Origin of the sequence: Myxococcus sp. SDU36, assembly GCF_030168875.1 — a bacterium.
Classification (GTDB): domain Bacteria; phylum Myxococcota; class Myxococcia; order Myxococcales; family Myxococcaceae; genus Myxococcus; species Myxococcus vastator.
Map to the genome: position 1 here is coordinate 1,905,258 of NZ_CP077414.1, position 16,260 is coordinate 1,921,517.

Annotated in this window: 16 protein-coding genes; 9 read left to right on the plus strand and 7 right to left on the minus strand. The window is 69.9% G+C overall.

Annotation, left to right across the window (positions count from 1 at the left end):
- Positions 1-14: 14 nt before the first annotated feature.
- Positions 15-224: a hypothetical protein gene (locus tag KGD87_RS07680; protein ID WP_163787247.1), complete on the minus strand. Its 210-nt coding sequence runs from the start codon at positions 222-224 to the stop codon at positions 15-17.
- Between the two features lie 229 nt (positions 225-453).
- On the opposite strand from KGD87_RS07680, the gene KGD87_RS07685 reads away from it, so the two are divergent.
- On the plus strand, positions 454-729 hold the full coding sequence (locus KGD87_RS07685; RefSeq protein WP_090492493.1) for a hypothetical protein: 276 nt from the start codon (positions 454-456) through the stop codon (positions 727-729).
- A 62-nt stretch (positions 730-791) separates the two neighbouring features.
- Positions 792-1,520: a PHP-associated domain-containing protein gene (locus KGD87_RS07690; protein ID WP_163787477.1), complete on the plus strand. Its 729-nt coding sequence runs from the start codon at positions 792-794 to the stop codon at positions 1,518-1,520.
- Between the two features lie 21 nt (positions 1,521-1,541).
- On the opposite strand, the gene KGD87_RS07695 is transcribed toward KGD87_RS07690, so the two are convergent.
- From KGD87_RS07695 to KGD87_RS07705, 3 genes are all read right to left on the minus strand, one after another.
- Positions 1,542-2,288 carry a hypothetical protein gene (locus tag KGD87_RS07695; RefSeq protein WP_284666822.1) on the minus strand — a complete coding sequence of 249 codons (747 nt, stop codon included), beginning with the start codon at positions 2,286-2,288 and terminating at the stop codon, positions 1,542-1,544.
- Between the two features lie 323 nt (positions 2,289-2,611).
- Positions 2,612-2,926 carry an FmdB family zinc ribbon protein gene (locus KGD87_RS07700; RefSeq protein WP_284666823.1) on the minus strand — a complete coding sequence of 105 codons (315 nt, stop codon included), beginning with the start codon at positions 2,924-2,926 and terminating at the stop codon, positions 2,612-2,614.
- Positions 2,927-2,955: 29 nt separating this feature from the next.
- Entirely contained in the window at positions 2,956-4,104 is a 1,149-nt protein-coding gene (locus tag KGD87_RS07705) for a hypothetical protein (RefSeq protein ID WP_284666824.1), read from the minus strand.
- Between the two features lie 347 nt (positions 4,105-4,451).
- Here KGD87_RS07705 and KGD87_RS07710 point away from each other — a divergent pair, with 347 nt between their 5' ends.
- From KGD87_RS07710 to KGD87_RS07725, 4 genes are all read left to right on the plus strand, one after another.
- Positions 4,452-4,934: a Fur family transcriptional regulator gene (locus KGD87_RS07710; protein ID WP_284666825.1), complete on the plus strand. Its 483-nt coding sequence runs from the start codon at positions 4,452-4,454 to the stop codon at positions 4,932-4,934.
- 5 nt (positions 4,935-4,939) lie between these two features.
- The gene (locus tag KGD87_RS07715) at positions 4,940-5,455 is read left to right on the plus strand and encodes a TlpA family protein disulfide reductase (RefSeq protein ID WP_284666826.1); all 516 of its coding nucleotides are present in this window, start codon (positions 4,940-4,942) and stop codon (positions 5,453-5,455) included.
- Between the two features lie 74 nt (positions 5,456-5,529).
- A complete protein-coding gene (locus KGD87_RS07720; protein ID WP_284666827.1) occupies positions 5,530-5,811 on the plus strand; it encodes an FtsB family cell division protein in 282 nt (93 codons plus the stop codon).
- A complete protein-coding gene (locus KGD87_RS07725; protein ID WP_284666828.1) occupies positions 5,808-7,973 on the plus strand; it encodes a sensor domain-containing diguanylate cyclase in 2,166 nt (721 codons plus the stop codon). The genes KGD87_RS07720 and KGD87_RS07725 overlap by 4 nt, the downstream gene beginning before the upstream one ends.
- Positions 7,974-8,028: 55 nt before the next feature.
- Here the strand turns inward: KGD87_RS07725 and KGD87_RS07730 are convergent, their stop codons facing one another.
- Positions 8,029-10,287, minus strand: coding sequence for a di-heme oxidoreductase family protein (locus KGD87_RS07730; protein WP_284666829.1), 2,259 nt, complete (start codon positions 10,285-10,287; stop codon positions 8,029-8,031).
- A gap of 183 nt (positions 10,288-10,470) precedes the next feature.
- Between KGD87_RS07730 and KGD87_RS07735 the strand changes: the two genes are divergently transcribed.
- Positions 10,471-11,334: a class I SAM-dependent methyltransferase gene (locus KGD87_RS07735; protein ID WP_284666830.1), complete on the plus strand. Its 864-nt coding sequence runs from the start codon at positions 10,471-10,473 to the stop codon at positions 11,332-11,334.
- A gap of 9 nt (positions 11,335-11,343) precedes the next feature.
- Here the strand turns inward: KGD87_RS07735 and KGD87_RS07740 are convergent, their stop codons facing one another.
- Together KGD87_RS07740 and KGD87_RS07745 are read right to left on the minus strand one after the other, a co-directional pair.
- Positions 11,344-11,937 carry a Uma2 family endonuclease gene (locus KGD87_RS07740; protein ID WP_284666831.1) on the minus strand — a complete coding sequence of 198 codons (594 nt, stop codon included), beginning with the start codon at positions 11,935-11,937 and terminating at the stop codon, positions 11,344-11,346.
- A 65-nt stretch (positions 11,938-12,002) separates the two neighbouring features.
- Positions 12,003-13,763, minus strand: coding sequence for an HAD-IG family 5'-nucleotidase (locus KGD87_RS07745; protein WP_284666832.1), 1,761 nt, complete (start codon positions 13,761-13,763; stop codon positions 12,003-12,005).
- Positions 13,764-13,835: 72 nt separating this feature from the next.
- Here KGD87_RS07745 and KGD87_RS07750 point away from each other — a divergent pair, with 72 nt between their 5' ends.
- Both KGD87_RS07750 and KGD87_RS07755 read left to right on the plus strand, forming a co-directional pair.
- On the plus strand, positions 13,836-14,174 hold the full coding sequence (locus KGD87_RS07750) for a hypothetical protein (protein WP_284666833.1): 339 nt from the start codon (positions 13,836-13,838) through the stop codon (positions 14,172-14,174).
- On the plus strand, positions 14,171-16,258 hold the full coding sequence (locus KGD87_RS07755) for a serine/threonine protein kinase (RefSeq protein WP_284666834.1): 2,088 nt from the start codon (positions 14,171-14,173) through the stop codon (positions 16,256-16,258). Before KGD87_RS07750 ends, KGD87_RS07755 begins: the two co-directional genes overlap by 4 nt.
- Positions 16,259-16,260 lie beyond the last annotated feature (2 nt).

The following is a 16,260-nucleotide window of genomic DNA, read 5'->3' on the forward strand; positions in this document are numbered from 1 at the left end:
CCGGCGCATCCCGCTCAGGACTGCGGGGCCGCCTGCTCGCTCTTGCCGTGCTTGTAGAAAAACACCATGGTGTAGCAGTGGAACTCGTTGTCGGAAGACTGACACACGACCCGGTCCACAATCTCCAGGTCGGAGTTGCTCTTCAGCCACCGGGTGACGTTCTCACCCAGTTCCTCGCGCTCCTTCGCCTTGGTGGCGGAGAAGACCTTCACGCCCGTGAACATCGCCTGCCACTCCTTGTGCGGTGCTGATTCAGGACAATAGAAGGTTATCGCACGCGCCGTTCCGGGGTGTCAAAAACCCGGCTTCCCTGCCGTGGGGATATTGATCGTCCACGCCTGGGGGTTTGCAGCATCTTGCCCGTGCCTATGTTGCTCAAGTCGCACCTGATTGCGTGGGGCGCTCGTGGCAGGGGGCCGCGAGTGGCGGCGGAGTGGGGAAGGGGGAAGGCCCGTGGACATGAAGACCAAGAAGGACCTGGCCGTAGACTTCATCAACACCATCCGGACGATGGAGCCCTCCGCGCTGAATGCGCTCATCGTCAAGGAGGCAGGTGAAGAGCTGGCCCAGTTCTTCCTCAATTACAGCGCGAATCTCATCTCCAAGGACCCGTCCCGGGTGCTGGAGAACACGTCCTCGCTGATGCTGATGGGGTACCTCATCCGCACCTACGAGGAGAAGAACACCCAGGCCACCCAGGGCACCTTCCAGTCCTACGCGTTCGCCTGAGCCGGGGGCAGGGCGTTGCAGGCTCGACAGGGCTCGGGGGAGCCTGTTAGGGAGCAGCGCCCATGCTCATCGACCTGCACGCCCATTCCCACCTGTCCAAGGGTTGCGAGCTGGATCCTCGCGCCGTGCTGGAGCGGGCCGCCTTGTTCGGCCTGGACGGGGTGGCCTTCACCGAGACGAACACCCAGGACGGCTGCGACGAGCTCTTCGAGATCGGCGCGAAGTCGAAGCTGAAGGTCTTCGTCGGGCTGGAGCTGGTGACAGACCGTGGACAGTACCTGTGCTTCTTCCCGAAGCCGGAGCTGGCCCCGGAGCCGGTGCAGATGTGGGGCAGCAACCGCGAGAAGCCGTGGAGCGCCGCCGAGTGCCTTCCCAAGGTGAAGGCCCTGGGCGCCGCCATCATCGCCGCGCGGCCCTATGACCGGGACTCACAGAACCCGGCCATGGACTTCATCCGCTCCCTCAGCGTGCTGAGCGCCGTGGAGGGCTACAACGCCCGGGTGAAGCAGACGTCCAATGACCTGGCCGTGGAGGCCGCGGCGGCGCTGAAGCTCCCCTGTGTCGGAGGCAGCGACGCCCGGGGCTCGCTCGACGAGGTTGGCCGGGGCGCCACGCTCTTCAAGCGGCCGGTGCAGACGCAGGCCGAGCTGGTGGCCGAGCTGCTGAAGGGCGATTTCTGGCCGGTGATGGCCGGCGACCTTCCCCGGCTCACGCGCCCGGGTGAAGCCCAGGCGGCGCGCAAGTCCGGGGGGGGGGGCCGCGGCGGTGGTGGCAAGCGCCGCCGTCGCTAGCCGGCGCTCACCGCGGTCCGCTCAGGGGACGACCTGGCCGCCGCCTTCCTCGGCGCGCGCGAGGCGTCCGTCCGTGAAGAAGGCGCGGCGGCGGCCACCGGGGTAGGTCCACTCCTCGTTCTTGGCCGTGCCCTCCAGGGAGCGCCGCACCGTCTCCGGCGGGCCCCAGGCCATGCGCGCGGCGTCCGCGGACATGTTGGCCACCAGGCGCTTCTCTCGCACGGCGGCCTGCACCGCGGGGGGGAGCGCGTCCAGGGTGGGCTTCACGTCCCGCGCGGACAGGTACTTCTCCAGCTCCGTGCGGAAGTCCTCCGGACGGTCCAGGTTGGGCGGCATCACCAGGATGAGCGGCGGCGCGTTGGCGGGCGCGCCGGCCTCCGTGAGGTACACCCAGGGCCAGGCGCGCGGGCTGTAGAGGACGCGCTCGGTGATGACCCAGGAGGTGGGGAACTCCACGCGGGTGATGCGCACCTTCGTCCCGGCGGGGAGCACGCGCTCCACGGCGCCCGGGTTGATGGGGGTGCCCTTCGTGTCGTCGAGCAGCTGGACGTCCTCGGGCGCGTAGGGCGTCAGCAGGCGCTTGGAGGCGTCACCGAAGAGCGGCGTGACGTTGCTGGAGACGCGCAGGTACTGCTCCGCCTCCGGGCCGGAGAGCGTCTGGTTGAGGGAGTTCCGCGCCTCGGGCGGCATGCGCGTCTGGGACGCACAGCCCGCGCCAAGCACGGTCAGCAGGGACAGGGGCAGGATTCGGAATGGGGCGAGCGGCATGGCACCTCCGCGGGACAGGGCCCGGCAGGTGTCCTGATTAGCTCACCGGGCTGGCTGCGTCAGCGGGGATGGCTCCAGCGCCTCGCGCTTGCCGCCGCGGCATCCGCGCTGCGAGGGGCAGATGGGGCCGCGGCCATGCGGGTCCGCGACGAGCAGGAAACGGCCGAACCCGCGGGTGTCCGTCAGCTCCGGATGGCCACACAGCGCGCAGTGACGGGGAGGACGCTTGGAGGGGGGGAAGGGCACGGGGCGTGAGTGTGCGCCGCTCCCATGCCCGGAGCGAATTTTCGGCGGGCCCGGCCCAGGTGGGCGCGGGCCGGGGACTACTTCTTGTCGCCCGAGGCCGTTGGCGCGGGGGCCGGAGCGGGCGTGCTGCTGGCCGGCGGCGAGGACGCGCTCGACGACGAGGAGGAGGCGCTGCTGCTCGACGTGGAGCCGCCGCCGTCCTTCTTGGTGGAGCTGTACAGGTCGGAGTACCAACCCCCGCCCTTGAGGACGAAGCTCGAGCGGCTGACGACCTTCGTCATCGACCCCTCGGCCCCGCACGCGCTGCAGGTTGCAGGGGCGGGGTCGGAGATCTTCTGCAGCACGTCGATCATCTTTCCACAGCTCTGGCAGGAGTACTCGTAGATGGGCATGGTTCTCAGTGCCTCGTCAGGGTGTTGATTCAGCGGGAGCCGGCCAGCAGCTGCTTGCGCAGTCCGTCCGCCAGTCCCAAGCGCTCCAAGGCGCGGAAGACGAGCTCGGCCGGGGCGCCGTGCTTGCGGGCGACGGCATCCGCCAGTTCGTGCAGGTCTCTGGCATCTTGCAGCACGTCACCGACCAGCCGCTCCAGTTCCTTGCGGAGCATGTCGGCGAACTTCTTCTGGATGCCCAGGTCGGCCAGGTACTTCTCACGCCCGAGCAGATCCAGCCGGTGCGTCAGGTGGGGCGCGGCCAGGGCCTCGCGGCGGAAACGCTCGCGCAGGGCCTCCACGTCCTCCGTCAGCGACAGCACGGAGACCAGCCGCTGCAGCTCCGACGGGCTCAGGCCCAGGGCCCAGGCCACGCGGCCGGCGGCGCCCCGCTGGCCAGTGAAGCCGTCCAGCACCTGGCGGCGCTCCTTCTCCACCATCGCGTCCATCAGCGCGTGGTCCCGGAGCACGTTCTCCAGATCCATCAGCGTCAGCTCGCCCCGCGCGCCATTGAAGCGCTGGGACAGGGCCCGCAGCAGCGCGAAGCGGTGGTCGGCGGCCTCCAGGGCGGCCTCGACAATGGGCTTGCCCGTCAGGCGCGTCAGCTCCAGGAAGGACGCGCGCGGCGCCTCCACGCGGGTGAAGCGGCCCCGGGGGCGCGGCAGGTCCCTGCGCGAGAGGGCGGGTTCCTCGGCGAAGTCGGCGGGCGAACCCAGGGTGTCCTCCATGGGGGCGCGCTTGCGCGGGGCGATGCGCTCCTTGACGGTGGCCTCCAGGTCCTCCTTCGAGGCCTTGCCACCCTTCCTCCCGGCGGACGCCTCCGCGGCGGGGGGCGGGGCGAAGGTGAGGGGGGGCTCCGCGGGCGCTGGAGGTGGCGTCTTCTGCTCGCGCAGGTGGGCCAGCTCGCGGGCGACCTCATAGAAGCCGCACGCCTGACGCTGCGCGGCCACGGAGGCCTGGGTGCCGCTGAGGATGTCGATGACGGCGAAGGGCCCCAGGGGGGAGGCCTCGGGTTCGCCGTCTGTCAGTGCGCGGACGCGGAAATCATCAGCCTCGGCCAGGAGGGCCAGCGCCTCGCGGACCTCGGGTGCCGGTGCGGGTGCTTTCGCGCGCCTGCAGAAGTCCGAGACGGCAACCGCCACGGGGGTGGGGACGTCGTCGGGCTGCCGTCTTCTCTGCCAGGGACTGTTCATGAAGGTCGCGGAAAAATGCTCGTTTACGAGGGCGGATGCCTCTATCTTCGCCTGCAGACAGGTGTCAATGAGCCAGTCCGATTCCAATCTAAACAGCCTACGGCGAGTGCAAGTCGCGGGGACGAGCGGGCGGGTGGGGCGGCGCTCCCCGAGGCCGCACGCCAGGCGTTGCGGGGAGGATGGGACCGGAGTATCAGGCCCGCCGCGTTCGGAGCCCAACACATGCCGGTGACGTTTTCTTCTCCGGCGGGGCGCCTTTGTCGGGAAATGGCCGGGTCGGCCTTGAAGGATCTCACATGAGCCACAGCCATCACCACCACGACGACGACCGGGACAAGGACGAGGTGCTTGCCCGCTACATGGCCCAGCACGGCCTGAAGAGCACGCGCCAGCGCAGCCTCATCATCGACACGTTCTTCTCGGTGGGAGGCCACTTGTCGGTGGAGGAGCTGTGGAACAAGGTGCGTGAACAGGACACCAAGGTGTCCGTCGCCACCGTGTACCGGACCATGAAGCTGCTCAACGAGTGTGGCCTGGCCCACGCGCGCAACTTCGGGGACGGGCAGACGCGTTATGAGGCGGCCGCGGGGCGCGACCACCATGACCACCTGGTCTGTACTCGCTGCGGCACCATCATCGAGTTCGAGAACGAGCGCATCGAGGCGCTCCAGGACGCCGTGGCCCGCAGGCACGGCTTCAAGGTGACGTCGCACAAGATGGAGCTGTACGGCCTCTGCCGTGACTGTCAGCGGGCCGGGCCGCCCGCCTCGGAGGCCTGAGCGCCATGTCCCGCGCGCTGCTCCGGGGAGCCCTCGTGGCGCTGGTGGCGCTGGCCGGCTGCCGGGGGACTCGCCCGGTGGACGCGGGGCACGCCTTCCTCAACGCGCTGGCGCTGCCGTCGGTGGGGCCCACCCCGCACGACGTGCGCGCGCTGGACGGGAAGGTGGTGCTCGTCTCGTTCTTCGCGACGTGGTGCTTCCCGTGCCTGGCGGAGATGCCCACGCTGGAGGCGCTCCAGAAGGACTACGGCTCCCGGGGCTTCCAGGTGGTGGCGGTGGGCATGGACCTGGAGGGGGAGAAGGTCCTGGCCCCCTTCGCGGACCACTACGCGCTGCGCTACCCGGTGCTGATCGCGAACCAGGCGATGATTGACGGTCACAGCGCCTTCGGGGCCATCCAGGGGCTGCCCACCACCGTGCTGTTGGATCGCCGGGGCCGGGCCGTGGCGGGCTGGCATGGGGTGGAATCCCACGCCGACATGGCGAAGGCCGTGGAGAAGCTGCTGGCCCAGCCCGAGTAGTTTCCCGGCATTGCTACAGGCCTGGAGCGGAAATCTTGCGGGGCAGGGGGCCACTGGTACGGTCCTCGGTGCTCATGACGGCGAGGCGAAAGTTCCTGGTGGTGGTGGTGGGGGTGGCTGCGGCCCTGAGCCTCGTGTCCGTCGTGGACGCGAAGGGCTTCCGCCGCTACCTCTCGCTCCGGCAGGACGTGGAGTCGGTGCAGGCCCGCAACCGCTCCCTGTCGACCCAGAATGAGGCCCTGCGCAGGGAGATTGCCGCCCTGCGCAAGGACCCGGCCGCGCTGGAGCGCGCCGTGCGCGAGGAACTCGGCTTCGTGAAGCCGGGCGAGATGATCTTCCACCTGGAGTCCCCATGACGTCGCTTCCCGAGTTTCCGTCTCCCGGAAGGTTGCTGCGTCTCGCGGTCCGGTCCATCCCCGCCGCGGCCGCGCTCGCCACGTTCATCCACCTGGCGCGCGGCGGCTTCCGGGGGCTGAGCACGCTGGGGTGGACGGAGGCGGCCCTGGTGGGCTGCCTGCTGGTGGGCATCGCCGTGGCCGCCTGGCGCCGGGCCATGCGCGGGGCGGTGGGCGCCGTCATCGACCTGCGGGATGACCTGGAGCTGGGCGGCGCGCTCATCTCCGCGGCCTTCGTCGTGGTGGCCATTGGCGGCGGGGACTTGTTCCCCATCGTCTACCTGCTGATGGCGTTCCTGGTGGCCTTCCTGCCGCGCAACGCGGGCCTCACGCTGCTGGGCGTGGCGCTGGTGTACGACGCGCTGGTGACGCTGGGCGGTCCGGTGCCCAACACCACGGGCTACCTGACGCACGCGGCCTTCCTGGCCCTGTTCTCCGGCCTCTACCACCTGGTGCTGGCGACGCGCATCGCCGCCGCGCGCCGGGCGGAGAGCGACGCGGTGCAGAAGCGCATCCGTGAAGTGGAGGAGCGGGCGCGCACCTTCCGGCTGGTGTCGTCCGGCACGCAGGACAGCTTCAGCGGGATGAGCTCGGACGAGAAGTGGCTGGTGGCCTCGGTGAAGGAGATTGAGGGCGCCGTGCACGCCGCGCTCGAAATCGCGGAGACGGGGCTGCGCACGTACACCTGCGCCGCGTTCCTGCTCACGTCGGATGACCGGAGCCTCAAGCTGTACGACTGCCGCTCCGGCTCCGAGCGCGTGCAGCGCGAGCGCTTCAACTCGGGCGAGGGCATCATCGGCGGCGTGCTCATGCGCCGCGCGCCGGTGCGGATGAACTCGCCGAACGGGCTCAAGGGCGTGACGTACTACGAGGGCGGCGGCCCCGCGGTGCAGGCGCTGCTCGCGGTGCCCATCCTGGAGGCCAGCGGGCTGGTGCGCGGCGTGCTTGTGGCGGACCGGCTGGCGAACGAGCCCTTCAGCGACCAGGATGAGAAGCTGCTCTCCATCATCGCCGGCGAGGTGCTGCGCTCCATCGAGGTGGAGCGGGTGATGAGCTACATCCGCAAGACGCGCGATGAGAAGGACCGGTTCTTCCGCGCCATCGAGGAGCTCAACCGCGCGGGCAGCCCGGACCAGGTGTTCATGGCGGTGCTGGAGAGCACCCGGCAGCTCGCGGGCCTGGACTTCTGCGCGGTGACGCTGGTGTCCGAGGTGGACGGCAAGCGCATGCACCGCGTGGTGCGCATGTCCGGCGTGACGGCGCAGGGCCAGGCGCTGTCCGGCCAGAGCTTCGAGGACAACAACGGGCTGGTGGCCAACGTGGTCCGCTACGGGGCGCCGCTGCCGGGCCGCGACATCAAGGCCATGGACCGGCAGGTCATCTTCGACGACGAGACGCAGATTCGCGGCCTGGGCGCGCTGAAGATCTTCCCGCTGGTGGCGGGCGACCGGATTCTTGGCACGCTGGTGGCGGGCTCGCGCAAGAAGGCCGCCTTCGAGCAGGACGTGCTGCGGATGATTGAGGTCATCGCCATCCAGGCGGCGCAGGCGGTGCTGCGCGCGCAGCTCTTCGAGCAGATGGAGCGCATGGCCACCACGGACGGCCTCACCGGCCTGTTCAACCACCGCACCTTCCAGGCGAGGGCGGACGAAATCCTGGCCCAGGCGCGGCGCTACCAGCGCAAGTGCTCCATCATCCTCACCGACGTGGACCACTTCAAGAGCGTCAACGACACCTACGGACACCCGACGGGAGACCAGGTGCTCAAGGGCGTGGCCCGCATCATCAAGACGATGGCGCGCGACACGGACATCGTCGCGCGGTACGGCGGCGAGGAGTTCGTCATCATCATGCCGGAGACGGACGCCAAGGGCGCCTTCATCATCTCCGAGCGCATCCGCGAGGCCGTGAAGGCGGAGACGTTCCAGACGGAGATGGGGCCGCTGAAGATCACCATGTCGCTGGGCATCGCCACCTTCCCCGACAGCGGCACGGAGAAGCAGCAGCTCATCGACCTGGCCGACCAGTGCCTCTACCACTCGAAGCGCAACGGCCGGAACCAGTCCGTCACCGTGGCCATCATGCAGGGCGGCCGGAAGCTCCAGGCGGCGAACGCGTCCTGAGCTTGAAACAGGGGGCCGCCCGTGACGCGCGGCCCCCTGGAAGTGCTTCAGCGGCTTACAGTGAGCGCAGGAACGCCAGCAGCGCGTTGCGGTCCGCGCTGTTCATGTTGGCGAAGTTGTTGCGCGCCGCCTGGCCCTCGCCGCCGTGCCAGAGGATGGCCTCGGCGAGGTTGCGGGCGCGGCCGTCGTGCAGGTAGGCCTCGCCGCCGCTGACGCCCGCCGTCAGGCCGATGCCCCAGAGCGGAGGCGTGCGCCACTCCGCGCCGGTGGCCTGGCCGTCCGGCAGGTTGTCCGCCAGCCCCGCGCCCATGTCGTGGAGCAGCAGGTCCGTGTACGGACGGATGCTCTGACCGCGCAGCTCCGCGTGCGGGTGGTACGCGCTGGTCGTCAGGGAGGCCGTGTGGCACCGCGCGCAGCCCGCGTTGTTGAACAGCGTCTCACCGCGCAGCGCCGTGGCGTCGCTCAGGTTGCGGCGCGCCGGCACGCCCAGCAGGGAGATGTAGCGCGTGAGCTTGTCCAGCTCGGTGTTGGCCAGCTCGGTGCTGGTGCCGGCGCAGCCCTGCTGCGACGGGCCGCAGTCCAGCGACGGGTAGACGGAGGTGGTGACGCCGAGGTCGCTGTTGAGGGCCTCGGCCACCTGGTGGCGCACCGTGGCGGTGCTGGCCTTCCAACCGAAGCGGCCCAGCCGCGTCACGCCCGTCTGCGGATCCCTCACCTGGTGCATGCGGCCGGAGATGCCGTCCCCGTTGCTGTCGTTGGGGTCCGCCAGCGCGGCGATGGCCGACTCGGGGATGGCCTCCAGCAGGCCCATGCCCACCAGCTGCGGAGAGATGCGCGCCGAGTAGTTCGTGGGCGTGTTGTTGGTGAAGGCGTAGTTGGGCCGGCGCAGCTCGAACCCGGTGCCGTCCCCATAGGTGCCGGAGCTGACCGTCCAGCCGGTGATGCGGGCCGCGCCCTCGGGCGTGCCGCTGGTGCGGCGCGGCTGCAGCCGGTAGCCGAGGAACGGATCGGCGGCGCCGTTGGCCTGGCCCACCTTCACCACGTAGTTCGTCAGCGTCGTGTTGGTGGCCGGGGGCAGGGCGCGGCCGTTCTGCACGTGGCAGGAGACGCAGGACGGGGCGACGTAGCTGGGCCCCAGCTTGCCCTGGTGCTGGGTGAGGGCGGGGTTGCCCGGCTCGGAGTGGCTGCCGTCACCGAAGTTCGTGTGGTGGATGCGGCGGCCCTCCACGAAGGGCTGCGCGCTCACCGGCGCCAGGTTGTTGGCCATCTGCAGGAAGCGGTTGTCGGGCTCGTTGGACTGCGGCGAGCTCAGCGTGGTGCGGCCGCCGCTCCAGCCCGCCTGCGGCATGGGGATGGAGTCCCGGATGGAACCCGTGACGTCGTAGGGCACCACGCCGCCCGAGCCGACCATGTAGAGGTACGTGGTGGAGTAGTAGTTGAAACGGCCTTCCACCGGTTGACGAAGGAAGACGCCCACCTCCAGCTCCATGCGGTCACCCACGCGGATGGCGCGGCCTTCCTTGGCGTTGAAGTTGACGCTGGACGTGTAGTGGTAGTCGTTCACCGCGGTGAACTGGGCGTTGTGGAAGTACTCCGCCACGGTGCCGAGCCCGCGGAAGAAGGCGCGGAAGTCGGGACGGTCATACGGGTACACGGTGTGCAGGTTCACCGTGATGCGGTTGCCGCCCTTGGCGACCTCGTCGACGATTTCGATGTAGTGCGTGCGCGCCTGGAAATAGAGGGGCAGGTAGTGGTCATACGACTGGAACATGTCCTCGCGCGCGTGGCGATCCCGGACGCGGTCCCCCACCCGGGTGATGATGGCGGTGGCCGTCTCCTGGACCGTCGCGGGCTCCAGCGGCGTGGACGTGGTGTACAGCGGGACGATGGGCCCCATGGGAGGCGTGCCCGCGTCCGTGGGCGGCGGCGGGGTGCCGGCGTCCGTGCCCGCGTCCGTGCCCGCGTCCGGCGGGGGGGGCGGAGGCTGCGTGCCGGAGTGCGTGTAGCGCGTCCAGGCCGTGTCACGGGCGCAGTTGCAGGACACGTCCCAGTACGTGAATGAGTAGTCGATGGTCTCGCCTGCGGACAGGCCGGTCACCGTGTATTGGTTCCGGCCGTTGACGATGCCCATCCGATAGTTGAGCTGCCCCTGATTGTTGCGGACGTAGTGGATGTCCGCCCAGGCGTTGGTGTCGACGTAGAAGACGGCGGACGAGCCCGACGGCGTGACTCCAAAGGTGGCTGCGAACGCGTCGCCCACCAAGAGGGTTGCGACCAGTACAACAACGGCCATTCCTGTTGCTCTGTTGTGCATCGTTGTCCTCTCCAAGCGATCCACTCCGGGCGCGGATTGGGGAGATTCTCCATCGTCCGAAGGAAGTCCGATTCTGAGGCACGAGGGCGCGAATTCCTATGGAGTTCGTTAATTCGTACTAATCCTGTCGGCTCCGCGACGGAGGCAGGCAGGGGCTTCCACGATTGACGCAATGGGCCAACTGTGACGTGGCGCGGAGCGTCGTGGATGGCGGAATCCGTTGCCCCTTCGCCGCGGGCATGGTGGATGCGAGGCAGGAGGGTGGCCCTGGTACCGCTGGCGGTGACGACGAGCACGAAGGTGGACGCGGCGCTGGTGCGCGAGGCGCGGGCCGTGGCGGCGCGGTGGGGCGTGCCCTTCCTGGCTCGGCGCGCGAAGGAGCGCGTGGCGCCGTGGCTGGGGACGAAGGCGGCGGCGCTGCTGGTGGTGGGCGGTGATGGCGTGACGCTGTGGGACGCGGAGGGCTCGTTCGGGTTCCACGCGGGCATGGCACACCTGCGGCGGATGCGGCTGCGGGCGGGGGAGCCGGATGCTTTCGTGCGGGTGGCGGAGCTTCGCGCCGGGGACTCGGTGCTGGACTGCACGCTGGGGCTGGCGCAGGACGCGATGGTGGCGTCGCTGGCGGTGGGGCCTTCGGGGCGCGTGGTGGGGCTGGAGCGGAGCCTGGCGCTGGGGGCGGTGGCGGGGGAGGGGCTGCGGCGCTACGCGCTGGGCGAGGACTCCGGGCCCATTGAAGTGCTGCACGCGGACGCGCGCGAGTACCTGAAGACGTTGCCGTCGCGCGCGTTCGACGTCGTCTTCTTCGACCCGATGTTCGCGAAGCCGCGCAAGTCGCAGCCGGCGTTCGACATGCTGCGTCGCTTCGCGGAGCACGCGCCGCTGACGCACGAGACGCTGGCGGAGGCCCGGCGCGTGGCGCGGCGGTGGGTGGTGGTGAAGGGCGCGAAGTACACGGACGACCTGCGCAAGCTGGGCCTGGAGGACGAGCCCGGCTCGCGCTTCACCGACGTCATCTGGGGCCGCGTGGGGGCCTCCGCCGCGCCGTGAGGGCCGTTGTCACGGCTGCACGACGCCTCCCATTCGTGGCGTCCACAGCATGCCCAGGTCCAGGGAGAGGGTTTCGAACGGCTCCGCGCTCACGGTGACGCTCCCCGTGAACAACTGGCTCCGGACCCAGCTCGTGGCCCCGCGCCGGTAGACCTCCAACGACTGGCGCACGGGGTCGATGAGCCACACGTTCGCCACGCCTTGGCGGAAGTACAGCGGCATCTTCCGGACCCGGTCCAGGCTCCGCGTGGAGGGGGAGAGGACTTCGCACAGCCAGTCTGGCGCGGTGCTGAACCAGGGCAGCTCGGGGTCTGGGGGCTCTGGCAGCCGCTCGCGGCGCCACCCGGCCACGTCGGGCACCACCACATCGCGCTCGAAGTGGAGCTCGGGCTCAACCAGGAACCACCAGCTACCAGGCCCCTCACGTGAGAACTCGAAGGGATGCGCGAGGAGGCTCGTCAGTCGGCCGGACGCGCGCAGGTGCCCATAGGCGGGCCTGGGCGAGGCATACAGCGCGTCGTCGACGATTTCTCCGACCCAGCCGACCGGAAGCTGCTCGATGTCCTCGTAGGTCGCTGGTTTCCGATTCCTGCCCCTGCCCATGCCCACACCTCTCCTTGGATGGAACCCGTGAAGTCCTCAAGGTAGCATCCAACCTCCAGGGATGGCTACCCGACAGGTTCCCATCCTACGGGAGGGTCTGACACGTCGCCTGAGGCCTCCTCGGTCCCGGCGCCCTTCGGAGGACCTTCGCTGCCCATCGGGGACAGCCGGGAGGACAGGGCGCCGGCCTGCTCGTGGGCCATCTTGTCCCGAGGCGAGCGGTAGTACTGCATGGGCGAATGGTGCAAAAAGTTCGACACCCGGCTCGTGTACAGACAGGCGTACTGCTCCACCTGGTACCCGAAGCGGCTGTTCTCGTTGCCTTCCTTGAAGAGCAGCCCCCAGTACGGGTTGAAGCCCTCCTCCACGTCCTCCTCGAGCGTGTCCGCGACCTCGCTGGCCTCCTTCAAGGCCCGCCGCATCCGCTCCAGCTCCACCTTCGTCTGCTTGCGGAGTTCCTCCACGCCCAGGCGCTCATCCGGCGCCAGGTGTTCGCGCTCCAGCCGCCGCTCCAGGAGGTTGAGCAACGTCTTGTGGTGGTTCACCTCGTCGTCCAAGCGCTCACGCAGCACCTCCACCTGCGACAGCGTTCCAATCTCCTCCTGCCGCGTCGCCGTGTACGTGATTTCGTCTTCAATCTCCTGGACCACCATGCACGTGCGCCACAGCGACGACTTCTTCGACTTCAAGATGTCGCCGTAGATGTGGTCGCCCACGTACAGGATGTTCTCGCCCCGGTAGCCCGTCAGCTCCTCGAAGCGCGCCAGGTTGCCACCCGAATAGACCTTGCCGCGCTCCAGTGACGTGGCCTCGCCCACCACGCGGCCTTCCTCCGTGTTGGCGTCCAGCTCCAGGAAGGGGCGGGCGTCCGTGAAGAAGCCCGGCTTGCCCGCCGCCGTCACCACTACGTCGAAGTAGTTCCTCCAGCTCGGGTACTCCGCGAGCTGCCCGTCCAGGAGGTACTTCATCACCGCGTCCGTGTAGTCCCACGCGGAGTTCGTCAGCAGGAACAGCCGCTTCCCACCCGAGCGCAGCTTGTGCAACGCCGGCCCCAGCTCCGGGTCCAGGAACACGTAGCGCGCCAAATCCTTGCGCACCTCGCGCTTGAGCGAGTTGTCCCGGTGCACCGTGTCGATGGCCTCACGGATGTCGTCGTACAGCTTGCCGTACTGGACCGTGTGTCCCAGCGACTCCAGCAGCTCGATGATGCCCGCGAAGAGGCACGTCTCCGGCAGCGCGAACAACGTGTCGTTCCACGCGAACTGCGGGGTGCGCAGCCGCACGCGCTTGTTGCGGTACAGCTCCCGAGAGACTTCGCGCTTCAGCGGACGCAGCCCGTGGTACGCGCGGCCCACGTGGCCGAAGCGGTCCATCTTCAGGATGTTGCCGTTCACGCGGTCCACCGCCAGCCCGCGCATCACGAAGTGGTGGTCGTACAGCAGCCCGCCCACCACCGGCGGATAGCCGTACTCGCTCACCAGCTTCGCCAGCGTCATGTCGAACGACAGCTGCTCCAACCGGCGCATGTGATAGATGGCCAACGTGTAATCCATGTCGAAGCCGAACAGCTCGACACTGGCCATGCGCAGGTTGCGGTTGACGAAGATGTCCCGCGCCCGCTGCACCACCTCCCGGCGCTCGCGGGGCGAGGTGAGCAGCCGCGTGAGCTCCTCGTCGGCGAGCAGTCCACCGGCCCGCTGCGCGGCGTCCTCGGCGCGGGCTCGATTGAGGGGAGAACGGAAGCTCCCGTGAAGCGGGTCCGGCGCGGGCCCACCCGGGATGGGACGGAACGGGGAAAGTGATGGTGCCAAGGGACTCAGACACATAACACGCGTGTGGCTGGCCCGGCTCTTACCTTGCGGGGTTTGGAGCCGGCGTGGCACGCTCCGGGTTCTGCGATGCGCTCGCCCACCCGACGACAGCCCTCGGAGGCCCCCGAGGCGGTTCAAGCTCGCCTGTCCGCCCGGATTGCCGCGCTCGAAGACCGGGTCCGCCGGCTGGAGGCCCGGTTGCGTCTGAAGGTCGCCGCCACCAGGCCCGTCACCGAGCCCGCCGCGCGCAAGCCCGCCGCGCGCAAGCCCGCCCAGCGTGCGGCCGAGCGCCCGGTCCGGGTCCGTCCTCGGTGCCCGGGGTGCACCCTGGAGCTGCCGCGTGGCCGCCGCGGTGAGTCGTGCGTGTGGTGTGGCTTCGTCTTTTCCGCCGTCACGCGGCGACGTCCGGCGCGAAAGAAGCGATGACCGCCACGTACCGGCTGACGGGCAAGGTGGAAGGCGGGGAGCTGGCCGAGCTGTATCAGGGCATCGAGATCCCCGGCATCCCCGTGGTGGTGAAGCTCTTCCACCCCAGGACGTCGGACCCGGCCTACGCCCATGACCTGGCGGAGACGACGCGGCTGCTCCAGCCCGTACGGCACCCGGGCATCCTCCACGTCGTGGACCTGGGCGTCATCCGCCAGCGACTGGCCGTGGTCCGCGAGGACGTGGACGGCTTCACCCTGGGCACCGCGCTCCAGCGCCTGCACTCCAAGGACGTGGTGCTGCCGCCCACCGTGGCGCTGCACATCATCATCCAGCTCCTGGAGGCCCTGGACCAGGCACATCAGGCGGGCGTGGTGCACGGCGCCATCACCCCGGGCAACGTGGTGCTGTCGCATGACGGCCTGCCCGCGGTGTGCGACTTCGGCGCGCTGCGCGCCCTCATGGCCGTGCCCCAGCTGCGCAAGTCGTTTGGCCACCGGGGCCGCGGCACGTACCGCGCGCCGGAAGTCACGCGGGGCGATCCGCACTCCGCGCAGTCGGACATCTACTCGCTGGGCGCCATCGCCTACGAGCTGCTCACCCAGCGTGAGCCCGTGGTGCCCGGCAGCGGCGGAGTGTCCACGCGGCGCAGCGAGGCGTTGCCGCCGCCCAGCCGCGTGGACCGTCGCATCAACTCACGGCTGGACCCCCTCATCCTGCGCGCGCTGGAGCCCACGCCGCAGCGCCGCTTCCGCTCCTGTGGCGAGTTCGCCATGTCCCTGCGCAATCAGCTCGCGGCCAGCGGCGGCATGCCCTCGGCGGACGACGTGCGCCGCTTCGTGCGGGAGCTGTTCCCCAACGAGATGAGCCACGTCAGCGCGGGGCCCCCGCCGTTCAAGGAGCCCTTCACGCTGGAGCCCATCTTTGGCGCGGAGATGGATGACCTGCGCGCGGAGGAGCTTGAGAAGTCCGTGGTCCAGCGGGCCCCGTACAGCCGCGCGCTGACCGAGGACGAGGCCAGCGCGGAGACGCAGCAGGCCTCCGAGCCCGCGTTCGAGGAATACCGCCCGGAGCTGTACGAGCGGGACGTGGCGGACGTGGCCACGCGGGTACGGGCGCCTTCGCGCGTCTCCCATTCCGACGCCACCTCCGCGCCGGGGGAGGAGGACACCGGGCCCGCTCCCGCCGGACCGCTGGAGCAAGGGTGGGACGCGCCGCCGGGCGCCGCCCCGCCGAAGCCTCGGCGCCCGCCGTCGTCGGTGGGGGGCGGGAGTGGCCACACCCGCATCGGGCGCAACCCGCGCCTCAAGGTCGTGGAGGACTTCTCCTCGCCCGAACCGTCCGCGGATGACGAGGGCTCGGTCTCCGTCTCCGCGCCAGGACGCCGCGGCGCCCGTCTCCGCCGTGCGCCCGCGGAGGCCAAGGGGCCCAAGACGATCCCGGACGTGTTGCCCGCGGTGCAGCCGGGCTCGGCGCGCGTGCGTGACGACATGGCGATGCCGCCATCCGATCCGGCGCTGTCTTCGACGTCCGACGTACACCGGCGCCTGATGAGCGCGGAGCAGCGGTTGTCCGTGGCCCAGCACCGGTATGGACGCAGGCTGGGCATCGCGGCGGCCATCGCCGGGGTGGGGCTGGTCACCTTCCTGGTGGCCGCGTGGCAGCTCGGTGGTGACGCCGCCCCCGCGCCGGAGGAGGCCCCGCGGGAGGCGGAGGCGGAGGCCGCACCCGTGGGCCCACCGCCTGCCCTGCCCATCGCGCCGCCGGCGCCGGCGCGTCCGCCGCCCGCTCCAGAGGCCGCGTCGAGAGGAGACGAGGAGGACGCGCCCCCCGAGCCGAGGCCGCCCCCGAAGTCTCAGCGCGCGTATGTCACCATCACCACCAATGTGCCGGCGGCCGTCTACGTCGACGGCGCGCGACTGAGCCGTCGCACGCCCCTCAACCGATATCCCATCAAGGTGGGCACCCGGCGCATCAAGCTGGTGTCCGTCGCCACCGGAGAGCCCAAGGAGCTGGACCTGCGCATCAAGCGCGGCCAGCACCTGAAGGTGCTGGTGGACTCGTTCACGTCTCCGAGGCGGTGACC